The sequence below is a fragment of the Thermodesulfovibrio thiophilus DSM 17215 genome, from assembly GCF_000423865.1.
Lineage (GTDB): Bacteria > Nitrospirota > Thermodesulfovibrionia > Thermodesulfovibrionales > Thermodesulfovibrionaceae > Thermodesulfovibrio > Thermodesulfovibrio thiophilus.
The window spans coordinates 292,614-305,158 of the sequence record NZ_AUIU01000011.1; the positions used below are offsets into that span (position 1 = coordinate 292,614).

Annotated in this window: 12 protein-coding genes; 6 read left to right on the forward strand and 6 right to left on the reverse strand. The window is 35.8% G+C overall.

Going from position 1 to position 12,545, the window contains the following annotated elements; genetic code table 11:
• Positions 1-15: 15 nt before the first annotated feature.
• The 6 genes from G581_RS0102655 to G581_RS0102680 all read right to left on the reverse strand — a co-directional run bounded on the left by G581_RS0102655 (position 16) and on the right by G581_RS0102680 (position 7,185).
• Positions 16-552, reverse strand: a complete 537-nt coding sequence (locus G581_RS0102655) for a LutC/YkgG family protein (RefSeq protein ID WP_028844489.1) — start codon at positions 550-552, stop codon at positions 16-18.
• Positions 545-1,855, reverse strand: coding sequence for a (Fe-S)-binding protein (locus G581_RS0102660; protein ID WP_028844490.1), 1,311 nt, complete (start codon positions 1,853-1,855; stop codon positions 545-547). The genes G581_RS0102655 and G581_RS0102660 overlap by 8 nt, the downstream gene beginning before the upstream one ends.
• Position 1,856: 1 nt before the next feature.
• On the reverse strand, positions 1,857-3,248 hold the full coding sequence (locus G581_RS0102665) for an FAD-binding oxidoreductase (protein ID WP_028844491.1): 1,392 nt from the start codon (positions 3,246-3,248) through the stop codon (positions 1,857-1,859).
• Entirely contained in the window at positions 3,245-5,014 is a 1,770-nt protein-coding gene (locus G581_RS0102670; RefSeq protein WP_028844492.1) for an L-lactate permease, read from the reverse strand. The genes G581_RS0102665 and G581_RS0102670 overlap by 4 nt, the downstream gene beginning before the upstream one ends.
• Before the next feature lie 72 nt (positions 5,015-5,086).
• Positions 5,087-5,986: an ornithine carbamoyltransferase gene (gene argF / locus G581_RS0102675; protein WP_051178745.1), complete on the reverse strand. Its 900-nt coding sequence runs from the start codon at positions 5,984-5,986 to the stop codon at positions 5,087-5,089.
• Complete coding sequence (locus G581_RS0102680; protein WP_028844494.1) at positions 5,983-7,185, reverse strand: acetylornithine transaminase; 1,203 nt, start codon at positions 7,183-7,185, stop codon at positions 5,983-5,985. The genes argF and G581_RS0102680 overlap by 4 nt, the downstream gene beginning before the upstream one ends.
• Positions 7,186-7,328: 143 nt before the next feature.
• Here G581_RS0102680 and G581_RS0102685 point away from each other — a divergent pair, with 143 nt between their 5' ends.
• From G581_RS0102685 to pilB, 6 genes are read left to right on the forward strand one after another with little or no spacing between them, the layout of a single operon-like run.
• Entirely contained in the window at positions 7,329-7,886 is a 558-nt protein-coding gene (locus tag G581_RS0102685) for a 5-formyltetrahydrofolate cyclo-ligase (protein ID WP_028844495.1), read from the forward strand.
• Positions 7,879-8,445, forward strand: a complete 567-nt coding sequence (gene folE, locus G581_RS0102690) for a GTP cyclohydrolase I FolE (protein WP_028844496.1) — start codon at positions 7,879-7,881, stop codon at positions 8,443-8,445. Before G581_RS0102685 ends, folE begins: the two co-directional genes overlap by 8 nt.
• 1 nt (position 8,446) lies before the next feature.
• On the forward strand, positions 8,447-9,304 hold the full coding sequence (folD, locus tag G581_RS0102695; RefSeq protein WP_028844497.1) for a bifunctional methylenetetrahydrofolate dehydrogenase/methenyltetrahydrofolate cyclohydrolase FolD: 858 nt from the start codon (positions 8,447-8,449) through the stop codon (positions 9,302-9,304).
• Positions 9,301-9,969: a methylenetetrahydrofolate reductase C-terminal domain-containing protein gene (locus G581_RS0102700; RefSeq protein WP_028844498.1), complete on the forward strand. Its 669-nt coding sequence runs from the start codon at positions 9,301-9,303 to the stop codon at positions 9,967-9,969. The genes folD and G581_RS0102700 overlap by 4 nt, the downstream gene beginning before the upstream one ends.
• On the forward strand, positions 9,956-10,837 hold the full coding sequence (locus tag G581_RS0102705) for a methylenetetrahydrofolate reductase (RefSeq protein ID WP_028844499.1): 882 nt from the start codon (positions 9,956-9,958) through the stop codon (positions 10,835-10,837). The genes G581_RS0102700 and G581_RS0102705 overlap by 14 nt, the downstream gene beginning before the upstream one ends.
• 1 nt (position 10,838) lies before the next feature.
• Positions 10,839-12,545 (forward strand): type IV-A pilus assembly ATPase PilB, encoded by a 1,707-nt coding sequence (gene pilB / locus G581_RS0102710; protein ID WP_028844500.1) that lies wholly within the window; start codon positions 10,839-10,841, stop codon positions 12,543-12,545.

Genomic DNA, 12,545 nt, shown 5'->3' on the forward strand with positions numbered 1-12,545 from the left:
ATATATAGTTTCCTCCTAAAAGTTTTCTACACAAAGAATAATTACTCTCTCAGGCCCGTGCACTCCTATGGTGAGCACTCTTTCTATATCTGCTGTTCTGCTAGGACCACTAATTACAGTCATATATGGAATAGCTTTAATGTCAATTTTTTTCATCAGTGATTCCATATCAGGTAAAATGTTATTACATGGAAGAATAGCGATGTGAATTTCAGTCAAACTTGAACAGAGTCTTTTTGTAAGAGTATCAGATATCTCAACTATACTGCCTGTTTCCGCAATTCCAAAATTGACCTGATTTATTCCAATTTTAGCTGAGTTGGCAGAATTGGGATTAATATCAAACTCAATTTGAGGGAGTTCCTTTTTCAAAGAATCTAAATCTATGCCTTCAAGAAATTCGGAATAACACCATACAACAGATTTGGAAACTTCATCAGATATGTTCTGTTTTATAAAATCTTTTATAAAATTAAGCACATCTGTCTTATTGTTAAATGAGTAGACTTCAGCATTTACTACTTCTGCCTTTTGTTTAAAAAGCTTAAACATTTTCTTTCTCCTCAGATTTGTATGATTGTGCTAATAAATTGACTGTATGTAAAACCTTACAGCTATTATCCCATCTGTGGATGCTTTCAAAAAGTTGCATCATACAGGCAGGACATCCAGTACATACAACATCTGCCTGTGTCTGTTTTATGTCTTCAGCTTTTGATTGAGCAATTTTTAATGCTGTATCTGGATGAGTAAGATGGTAACTGCCTCCGCTTCCACAGCACATATCAGGTTTTTTCATTTCAATCAGAGTTATTCCGGGAATCATTTTTAGAAGTTGCCTTGGTTCATTAAATACTTTCATTGATTTTTTTAGATGACATGAATCATGATAAGTGACTTTGAGGTTAAGCTCACCTTTTGGTGGTTCGAATTTAATAATTTTCAAAAGAAATGTTGATATATCATAAACTTTATCAGTCCATTTTTTCGCTTTTTCTTCGTAAGCGGTATCACCTTCCAGAATAATGGGATATTCATGTTTTAATGCACTTCCACAGGATCCACAGACTGTGATTATATAGCCTGCATTAACTTTTTCAAAGATATCAATATTTTTTTTAGCCAGCTCTCTGGCTGTATCTATATCTCCATGAACCATCACAGGCATTCCACAGCAGTTTTGCTTTCTGGGAGTGATTACTCGTACTTTATTTTTTTTAAGAACATAGATGAGGTCATTTCCAACTTCAGGATAAAAGTAGTTTACAGAGCAGCCTGTAAAGAATATTGCTGTTGCTTGTGCATCTTCAACATCTTCCAGTTCCTGCACGGTGTCTCTAAAGCTTTCTTTTGAAATTTCAGGAAGTAAAAACTCTTCATCAAATCTTTTCCCGAACTGTCTGAGTAATCCTCTCGGAGCTCTCACTTTTTGTTCTTCATGTTTCAGAAACAATCCCTGCATTGTAGCAAAAGCTTTCATGCCTTTATCAAATAATTCTGGATTTTTAAGCAATCCAAAGAGAACTTTTTTAATGAATGGCAGGCCCTTTTTCTTTGCAATCGTAGCTCTCAATCCAAGAATAATCCTGTCATATCTGACACCTGAAGGGCATGCCAGCATACAGGATTTACAAACAAGGCAGTTAAATATCAACTTAACGAGAGTTTCATCATCTATATCTATTTTATCGTCAAGAATGGCTTCTCCAAGAGCTATCTTTCCTCTTGCAACAGAAGATTCTTTCTCCTCAACTCCGTATACTGGACATACAGACATGCAGTTGCCACATTTCATGCAACGTATTAACTCTTTTTTCAGAGTCTCAACATCATCAAAGACTGTTTTGGCTGTCACTTTAATCCTCCACTGGTACAAGCTTGGCAGGATTTAAAATGTTATCGGGATCAAGTGCTTGCTTAATCCGCCTCATAGTTTTAATGCCTGATTTTCCAATTTCATTTTTAAGATATTTAAGTTTGGCTACTCCAATGCCATGCTCACCAGAAAGTGTTCCTCCAAAAGATAGAGCAACTTCAAATATTTCATCAATAGCCTTATTAACACGCTCAAGTTCATCTTTGTTTAAAGGATCAATAAGTAGTGTTGGATGAAGATTTCCATCACCCGCATGCCCGAATGTGCCTATCATGATGTTGTATTTCTTGGAAATATTTGAAATTGCAGCGAGCATTTCAACAATTTTTGTTCTTGGAACAGTGGCATCTTCGAGGATTGTTGCTGGTTTTACCTGGGCAAGAGCAGGAAGAGCTGCTCTACGAGCTGTCCATATTGAGTCTCTTTCCTGAGCTGTTTGGGCAACTTTAGCTTTGCCATTGTTTTCTTTGATAATTTCAAGACATTTTTCTGCTTCCCAATCAACAGAATCTTTGCCCATGCCATCCACTTCAATTAAAAGCAAAGCTTCAGCATCGACAGGAAGTCCTACTTTTGCGTAGTTTTCTACTGTTTGAATGGTAACTTTATCCATTATTTCAAGAGTTGCTGGTATAACATGTGCACGAATAATATCTGTAACAGTTTTCCCAGCATCCTCAATTCTGTCAAAAAATGCAATCATGGATTTATAGTATTTTGGTGCCGGAATCAGTTTACATATTATCTCTGTTATGATTCCAAGAGTGCCTTCTGAACCAACAAAAAGACTTGTAAAATCATATGCTGTAACATTTTTTACTGTTTTCCCGCCATATCTGAATATTTCACCGGTTGGAAGCACAACTTCCATTCCCATAATATAATGTTTGGTAACACCGTATTTGAGTCCTCTTAGTCCACCTGAGTTTTCAGCAACTGAACCACCAACCGTAGCAGTTGCCATAGAACCAGGGTCTGGTGGATATATTAATCCATATTTAGAAACCGCGCTATTTAAATCTGAAATAATCACTCCAGGCTGAACAGTTGCTGTAAGATTATCAGCGTCAATCTCGATGATTTTATTCATTCGCTGAAAAGAAATCACAACACCTTTACTTAATGGCACAGGTCCTCCACTTAAGCAGGTTCCTGCACCTCTAGGATATATAGGTGTTTTTGTCTGCCTTGCAAGAGATATGAGTTCTTGAATCTGTTTTATATTTTGAGGAAAAACAACCACCCCGGGAATCTCGCTTGGAATCCCGGGAGTGGCGTCATAACTGTAAGTTATTAGTTCAGCTTTATCAGTAAGAACATTTTCAGGACCAAAGATGTCTTTACACTTTTTTATGAAACCATCATCAATCATTTTACTTCTCCCTTTCCGATGATTCTTGATAAAATTACTATAAATATTGAAATGACGAATGTCCCAATTAGATAGTTAACTCCTGCTTGAGACATACCAGTTTGAGCAACTGACTTAGTAGCTGCAACTGCTGTCTGAACCACCTGTTCCCAGTGAGGAACCATCCATGTAAATACGTATGCCTGAAGCATTGCTAAAACTCCCAATAAGAACGTAAGAACTAGAGAATGTTTCAAGGTGAATCTAAAAATATTACCTTCCTCACCCACAGATCCTGTAGCTGCTGTTGCAACAGCTATTGATTGTGGTGAAATCATTTTTCCGAAGACTCCACCAGAGGAGTTTGATGCTACTGTAACAACAGGATCTATTCCAATCTGACGTGCTGTAACTTCCTGGAGTTTTCCAAAAAGAGCATTCGATGATGTATCTGATCCAGTCATAAAAACTCCTAACCAGCCAAGAAATGCTGCAAAGAATGGGAAGATAGAACCTGTTGAAGCAAATGCATAACCGAGTGTAATAGCCATTCCAGAGAAGTTATAAAGATAGGCAAATCCAAGAATTGTGCCTATTGTAACAATAGGCCATTTAAGCTGATTAAGGGTTTTTCCGGCAACTTTAAGTGCTGTGCCAATTGATGCTCCCATGACAGGAATTGATAAAAGTCCTGCAAAAAGAATTGCAGTTCCAGCAGCTGAAAGTAAATTAAATGCATAAACTGCAGCTTTTGGTTTGCCGATATGGTCTATGACTTCTTTATCAAGCCCTGGAATTGAAAATTTAAATGTTGCAAGCTGGTCAAGAACTTCTTTAATTGGTTTTACACCCCATGCAGCAACAAATATTGAAAGAAGGATAAACGGTGCCCATGCTCTGAATACTTGGCCTCCTGTATATTCAAGTTTTGCTTTTCCTGTAGCAGCAGCTTCATGTTCAAAGGTCCATGATTCTTTCGGATGCCATATTTTGGCAAATATTACTGTTGCTATGATTGAGACAATTGCTGAAAGAATATCTGGTAGATATGGTCCAATATAGTTGGACACAAAGAATTGAGTTAATGCAAAGGAACCACCACTTACAAGAAGTATTGGCCAGATTTCAACTGCTTTTTTCCATCCAGCCATAACAACAGCCATGTAAAATGGTACAATTATGCTGAAAAACGGAAGCTGTCTTCCAACCATTTTGCTTATTGCCATCAGATCAACGCCAGAAACCCCAGAGGCTACCACTATTGGAATTCCTATAGCACCGAATGCAACAGGAGCAGTATTTGCAATAAGACAGATACCTGCAGCATAAACAGGATTAAACCCTAACCCCGCTAACATGGCTGCTGAGATTGCCACTGGAGTTCCAAATCCTGCTGCTCCTTCAAGAAATGCACCGAAAGAGTAGGCAATGATTACAGCCTGAACTCTTCTGTCATCAGAGATTGAAGCAAGAGAGTTTTTTATAATTTCAAACTGTCTTGTTTCAACAGAAAGGTTGTAGATATAGACTGCTGTTACAACAATCCAGCACACTGGCCACAATCCAAATAGAAAACCATTAAAGATTGAAAGGACAGAAAGATTTACAGGCATTCCATAGGAAACTATGGAGATTAACATCGCAATACAGACTGCTAAAATAGCTGCCCAATGTCCTTTCATTCTCTTATAGGCAAGAGCCCAGAAAAGAAAAAGGATTGGTATCGCAGCAACGAAAGCACTTAATGCAAGGCTACCCAAAGGGTTAATGTCCATTTTCCATGGCATGGTTAAACCTCCGTAACGTAAATTTTTAATAAATTATGCATATTTTTAGAATAACTGTAAATCAGAATATTCCTACAAAGCGAGTAAAAACTCGAGAATTGCTTTTTCGGTGTGAAGTCTATTTTCAGCCTGATCCAGAACAACGCTTTGAGGTCCATCAATAATTTCATCGGTTATTTCCTCTCCTCTGCGTGCAGGAAGACAGTGCATAACAATGACATCTAATTTTGCCTGTTTGAGGAGCTTAACATTGACCTGAAAATTTTTAAATTTTTCTTTTTTTTCAATATGTTCTTCTTCTCCCATGCTGAGCCAGACATCTGTGTAAACAACATCAGCATTTTCTACAGCAATTACCGGATCATGAAACAGTTTTATTTCTGTAAAACTTTTTGCTTTTTCAATAACTTCTGCAGAAGGTTCGCATCCTTGCGGCGTGGCAATATGCATTTTTACACCTGTAAGTGCAGAAGCTTCAATTAAAGAGTGTGCTACATTGTTTCCATCTCCAATGTAGGCTATTTTTATACCTTCAAGTTTCCCCTTTTTTTCAAAAATTGTCATCATGTCAGCCATTGCCTGACATGGATGATGTTCATCACTTAATGCATTTATTACAGGCACAGTTGACCATTTTGCAAATTCTTTAATTGTTTTGTGATAGAAGCTTCTTATTAAAATGCAGTTTAGATAGCGGGATAGAACTAAAGCTGTGTCTTTTATTGCCTCTCCTCTGCAGAGCTGAATTTCTTTAGAACTCAGATAAACAGGATGTGCTCCAAGCTGATAAATAGCAACTTCAAATGAAACTCTTGTTCTGGTGGAAGGTTTTTCAAAAATCATACCAATGCTTTTCCCTGAAAGAGGAGTTTCATGAAGATCCTTATTTGCTTTGAACTCAAGGGCTCTGTTTATTAAATAAGTAAACTCATTTTGATTTAAATCAAATACTCTTAAAAAATCTTTTTTCATTGTATATCCGACAATACAGAATTTAGAATGTATATGGCTTTATCCACATCCTCTTTTTCAATTATCAGCGGAGGGGTAAATCTTAGTACTGAACCATCTCCTGCTGTTCCAATGAGCAATCCTTTTTCTATACATTTTTTTACTATTGAAGCACCATTTATTGAAAGTTCTACTCCAATCAACAATCCAACACCTCGAATTTCTTTAATTTTTTCTTGATGTTTTTCTTTAAGAGAATTGAGTTTTTTTACTATATATTTAGACATTCTTTGTGCGTAATCGAGAAGATAACCATCTTCAAGAATCGTCTCAATAGTTGCAACAGCAGCAGCACAGGCAACAGGATTCCCACCGAATGTTGATGCGTGAGTTTTTGGCCCCATTGCCTGAGCAATTTCTTCTGTTGTTAGAATTGCTCCGATCGGGATTCCACTTCCGAGTCCTTTTGCAAGACTCATTATATCTGGTTTGATGCCAAAATGTTCATAAGCAAAAAGTTTACCTGTTCTGCCAATTCCTGTTTGAACTTCGTCAAGAATTAAGAGAATGTTATATTTGTCACAGAGTTCTCTTACTTTTTTAAAATAGTTTTTTGATGGAATGTTTATCCCACCTTCTGCCTGAACTGGTTCGAGAATTATAGCGGCTGTTTTGTCGGTTATTGTTTTCTCCATTGCTGTTACATCATTAAATGGAACAAATTTTATACCTTGAAGTAGTGGTTCAAAGCCATGATGATACTTTGCCTGCCCTGTTACTGAGAGACTGCCAAAGCTTCTACCATGAAATGAATTCTCGGCTGCAATAAACTCAAAGCGTTCCTGTCCGAATTTATTTTTCATATATATTCTTGCCAGCTTGAGGGCTCCTTCATTTGCCTCTGTCCCTGAATTACAGAAGAACACTCTGTCTGCAAATGAATTTTCAATAAGAAGTTTTGCCAGATTTAGCTGTGGTTCTGTATAGTATAGATTTGAAACATGTATTAATCTCTGGACCTGTTTTTGGAGTGCCATCACGACTTTTCTATGACAGTGTCCAAGAACATTTACTGCAATCCCTGCAAGAAAATCGAGGTATTCTTTACCATCCACATCCCAGACTTTTACTCCTCTGCCTTTTCTGAGCACAATGGGAAATCTTGTGTAGGTAGGAATTAACAATTTGTTGGAAAGTTCTATAATTGACCTGGATTCCATAAAGTTTAATAATACCACAAAACGCTTATTTAATGGTATAATTCAAAATGAGTTTATAAGTCCATGTTAATTTTTTGTCTTTTATAAACAGGGTTTTTCTATTAAAAATGCAATTTTAATTTACAGAGCTAGAAATCTGGTAAATGACAAAACAAGAAATCAGAAGTAGAATGCTTGAGAGAAGAAAAAATATTGATGAACAAATTAAAAAACAGAAGAATTTAAAAATTGCTTCTTCTTTCATTCATTTTTTAGAAACAAACAGTATTAAATCAATACTTCTTTACGCATCTTTTGGAAGCGAGGTTGATACATGGATGATTTTTCAATATTGCATAAACAAATCAATTAAAACTGCTTTCCCTAAAGTTAACAAAAAATCAAACAGGCTTGAGCTTTTCTGGGTTGATAAAATTGAGGAATTAACTCCAGGATATAAATTAATTCTTGAACCATCAACCAGTAAAAGAGCATTAATAGAAAACATTGATGTAATAGCTGTTCCAGGCGTTGCTTTTGATAAACAGTGTTTTAGAATTGGTTATGGCGGAGGATTTTATGATAGACTCCTTTTACATAAAAAAGGCTTTGCTATTGGACTGGCTTATGAAGAACAGATAGTTGATAAATTACCAGTCCTGGCACATGATAAAAGAGTTGATTTAATAATTACTGATGAGAGGGTGATAAGCTGTGTTTGATAGGAAAAAAATTGAAGAAGGTGTAAGACTTATTCTTGAAGGAATTGGAGAAAATCCCGACAGATATGGTATAAGAGAAACACCATCACGCATTGCGAGAATGTGTGAAGAAATTTTCAGAGGACTTTTACCTCCAGAAGAAGATTTGCTTAAATATATTGACGGAGAAACGCATGATGAGATGGTTCTTATTAAAGAGATTCCATTTTATTCAGTTTGTGAGCATCATCTCTTGCCTTTTTTTGGGTATGTGCATATTGCTTATATTCCGGCTGGACGAATCGTTGGTTTAAGTGAGCTTCCAAAGGCGGTGGATTATTTATCAAAAAGACCACAGGTTCAGGAAAGACTTACAAAGGAGCTTGCAGATTTGCTTATGAATAAATTAAAACCAGAGGGATGTATAGTTGTTATTGAAGCAGAGCATCTCTGTATGAGCATGAGAGGGATAAAAAAAATCGGGACGAAAACACTTACTTCAGCAGTGAGAGGAATATTCAGAAGAAATCAGACCACAAGACAGGAAGCACTTGAATTGATGGGTAAGAGGAGTGAATGAAATGACTGAGATTCTTGATGGAAAGTTATTGTCTTTTAAAATAAGGGAAAACATAAAGAAAGATGTGGAAGTTTTAAAAAATAGAGGTATTAGTCCATGTCTTGCTGTTATAGTTGTCGGTTATAATAAAGCATCGCTAAAGTATGTTTCTTTCAAGGAAAAGGCTTGTAAAGAACTTGGAATTGAGAGCATGATTTTTAAACTGCCTGAAAATACAGAAGAAATAAATCTTATCAAACTAATTGAAGAATTAAATAATAACCAGAGAATTAATGGAATTCTTATTCAGCTTCCTCTTCCATCTCATTTAGATCAGAATGCGATTCTTGAAAAAATCAGTCCGTTTAAAGATGTAGATGGTTTTACACCATATTGTCTAGGGAGACTTTTAACTGACAATCCTCTTTTTATACCATGTACCCCTAAGGGTGTTTTAAAAATGTTTGATGAATATAAGATTGCTTTAGAAGGTAAGCATGCAGTTGTTGTAGGAAGAAGTATTATAGTTGGTAAACCGCTTTCTTTACTTCTTTTAAGAAAAAATGCAACTGTTAGCATCTGTCACAGCAGAACCAGAAATCTTACAGAGATAACCAAAAAAGCTGATATACTCTGTGTTGCAATTGGCAAAGAGAGATTTATCAGTGCGGATATGATAAAAGAAGGTGCAGTTGTTATAGATATTGGAATAAATGTAACAGATACAGGAAGGGTTGTTGGAGATATTGATTTTGATGAAGTTAAAAAGAAGGCTTCATACATAACTCCGGTTCCCGGAGGAGTTGGTCCAATGACAATAGCAATGCTCATGGAAAATACAGTTATTGCAGCAAAACTCCAGAAAGAGTTATCAGGATGATTGTAACCAAACATAAACAATATAAGGATCTTGAAAAATATATTCAGAATTGTAAAACTTTTTTTCTGATAGGTTGTTCTGAATGCGCAACTCTTTGTGGAACAGGTGATGAAGAAGCTATTTTAAATCTTAAAATTTGGCTTGAAACTCAGAATAAAACAGTGACTGGATGGATGATTGCCAAAACAGGATGTCAGATATTGGGAACAAAAAGAGAGCTTTTTAAATATAAAGAAGCACTGCAGAATGCTGATTGTATTATGGTTTTATCATGCGGCTCTGGTACTCAGAGCATTACTGATTTATTTGAAGATAAGCCTGTTATTCCTGTCAATGATACGCTTTTTATTGGCAATATGAGCAGGTTTAAAGAATTTGAAGAAAGATGTCGAGCCTGTGGGGAGTGTTTTTTGGCATTAACAGGAGTTTGCGTTGTTACACTCTGTCCTAAGTCAATGCTTAATGGACCCTGCGGAGGATATAAGGATGGTAAATGTGAGGTTAATCCGCAAAGGAAGTGTGCTTGGGTGATTGCTTATAGTATTCTTGAAAAAAGAGGCTTTCTTGACAGATTTTATCAGGAAATTTTAGGTCCTAAAGATTGGGCAAAATCAAATACACCAAGATACTTTGGCAAAAGGGAGTCAATCATTGACAAAGCTTAAAGAAAAGCTTCAGGGTGGAAAATTTGTAATCACTGCAGAACTGACACCTCCCAAAGGACCTGAAACTTCTAAAATAATTCAAAAACTTGAGGAATTGAAAAACTTAGTGGATGCTGTTAATTTTACTGATAATCCCTCTGCTACAATGACAATGTCATCAACAGCTGCTTGCAAATTGTCTCTTGATCTTGGTTTAGAACCTGTTTTACAGATGACCTGTAGAGACCGTAACAGAATTTCAATTCAATCTGATTTGCTCGGAGCTTATGCATTGGGAATACGAAATCTTCTTGTAATGACAGGAGACCATACAATCCATGGTGACCATAAACAAGCAAAGCCTGTGTATGATATAGACTCTTCAATACTGATAAAACTGGTTGATAACCTTAATAGAGGATTGGATATTAATGGAAATAAATTAAACGGTAAAACTAATTTTTTTTATGGTGGTGTGGTAAATCCCAATGCAGAACCTTTAATGCCTCAACTAAAAAGGTTCGAGCAGAAGTGGAGAATGGGAGCAGAGTTTTTTCAAACTCAGATGATTTTTGATATTAAAAGACTTGAGAAATTTATGGAATATGCAGCAAAGTTTGAAACATTAGTAATTGCAGGTATTGTTATTATAAGAAGTAAAAAAATGTTAAACTACCTTGTCAGTAATATTCCTGGGGTTGTTGTACCACAGTGGTTAATAGATAGAACAGAAGGATTAAAAGATGAAGATGTGAAAAAATTTGGAATTGAGTTTGCAAGTTCCACAATTTTAAGTATATTAGAGCGAAAACTCTGTAATGGTATCCATATAATGGCATTTTCTAGGGTGGAAGAAGTGAAAAATTTACTAGATTTTATTAGAATATAAAATGGCACTTGTCGGAGCTACCTCTTTAGGTCAGTATTTAGTTAAAAAGGGAGTTATATCAGAAGGACAACTCCTTAATGCTTTAAAATTACAAAAATCTGAAGGAATCCAGATTGGCGCTGCTCTTATCAAATTAAAGTATTTAACCGAGGACCAGCTTGTTCACACCCTGAGTGAAATATATGGTTATCGTCTAATTAATTTATTACATACAGAAATTGATATAAATGCATTTAAATTAATTCCTGTGGAAGTTATCAAAAAGTATAAAGTTGTACCATTTGCCAGAACAGGCAATACTATAAAAGTAGCGATATGCAATCCATCAGATATTGTAGGTGACCATCTGAAATTTCTTCTAACAGGGTTTAATTTAGAAATCTATCTAACAAAAGAATCTGAAATAATGAAGATATTTGAGAAGTTTATGCTCTCTGCAAATGATACAAAAAAAACTGAAACAGTTGCTGATCTTGTAGAAAGTGCGCTTGGCGATGCGGTGTCATCAGAGGAATTTGAGTTTAGAGAAGAGGATGTTAAAGTCGAAGCTCCTATTATTAAACTGGCCAATAAAATAATAGTAGATGCTTTAAAAATGAGAGCCAGTGATATTCATATCGAACCATATGACAAAGGCGTTTCTGTAAGATACAGAATCGATGGCGTTCTTCATAAAAGTTTGAATCTTCCACTTCAGATAAAAAGTTCATTGATTACAAGATTTAAAATTATGGCACATCTTGATATTTCTGAAAAAAGACTGCCACAGGATGGACGAATCAAGTTAAAGATTTCAAACAGGGAAGTTGACTTTAGAGTCTCAACTTTACCGATTATTCATGGAGAAAAGATTGTTTTAAGAATTCTTGAAAAGGGAAGTCTGCAACTTGATCTAACAAAATTGGGATTTGAAAAAAACTCATTAGATTTTTTTCTTGAAGCGTTGCAAAAGCCATATGGAATGATACTTGTTACAGGACCTACTGGTTCAGGTAAAACAACAACTCTTTATTCAGCACTGATGACTCTTAATAAACCTGACGTGAATATAATGACAGTTGAAGATCCTGTGGAGTACAGTTTTCCGGGAATAAATCAGGTTCAGGTAAAAGAAGAAATCGGGCTTACATTTGCATCTGCTCTGAGGTCTTTTCTAAGACAGGATCCTGATATCATAATGGTTGGTGAAATAAGAGATTTTGAAACTGCGGAAATAGCTGTAAAATCAGCTTTAACAGGACATCTTGTTTTAAGTACCCTTCATACAAATGATGCTGCAAGCACCGTAACAAGGCTTGTAAATATGGGGATTGAACCTTTCCTCATATCTTCTTCAGTGATTTTAATTATGGCTCAAAGACTTGTAAGAAAGCTTTGTCAGAATTGTAAAAAAGAAGAAAAATATTCAAAAGAAACTCTTTTAAAAATAGGATTTTCTGCAGATAAGATAGACCACCTTAAAACTTATCGAGCCAATGGCTGTTCTGAATGTAACAATACAGGATACTTAGGAAGAGTTGCTTTGTATGAAGTTATGCCAATAAAAGATGAAATGAGAGAGCTAATTTTAACAGGTGCCCCTGCTACCGAGATAAAAAGAGAAGCTATCAATATTGGGATGACTACTCTAAGGCAGAGTGGAATAAATAAAGTTATACAGGGAATTACTTCGGTAGAAGAAGTTCTTAGAATAACTTTCGAGGATTAA

What these genes read in the sequence shown, in the direction of transcription:
- G581_RS0102655 (WP_028844489.1), bottom strand. Translation starts at nt 552, where the DNA reads ATGTTTAAGCTTTTTAAACAAAAGGCAGAAGTAGTAAATGCTGAAGTC.
- G581_RS0102665 (WP_028844491.1), bottom strand. Translation starts at nt 3,248, where the DNA reads ATGATTGATGATGGTTTCATAAAAAAGTGTAAAGACATCTTTGGTCCT.
- G581_RS0102670 (WP_028844492.1), bottom strand. Translation starts at nt 5,014, where the DNA reads ATGCCATGGAAAATGGACATTAACCCTTTGGGTAGCCTTGCATTAAGT.
- argF (WP_051178745.1), bottom strand. Translation starts at nt 5,986, where the DNA reads ATGAAAAAAGATTTTTTAAGAGTATTTGATTTAAATCAAAATGAGTTT.
- G581_RS0102680 (WP_028844494.1), bottom strand. Translation starts at nt 7,185, where the DNA reads ATGGAATCCAGGTCAATTATAGAACTTTCCAACAAATTGTTAATTCCT.
- G581_RS0102685 (WP_028844495.1), top strand. Translation starts at nt 7,329, where the DNA reads ATGACAAAACAAGAAATCAGAAGTAGAATGCTTGAGAGAAGAAAAAAT.
- folD (WP_028844497.1), top strand. Translation starts at nt 8,447, where the DNA reads ATGACTGAGATTCTTGATGGAAAGTTATTGTCTTTTAAAATAAGGGAA.
- G581_RS0102700 (WP_028844498.1), top strand. Translation starts at nt 9,301, where the DNA reads ATGATTGTAACCAAACATAAACAATATAAGGATCTTGAAAAATATATT.
- pilB (WP_028844500.1), top strand. Translation starts at nt 10,839, where the DNA reads ATGGCACTTGTCGGAGCTACCTCTTTAGGTCAGTATTTAGTTAAAAAG.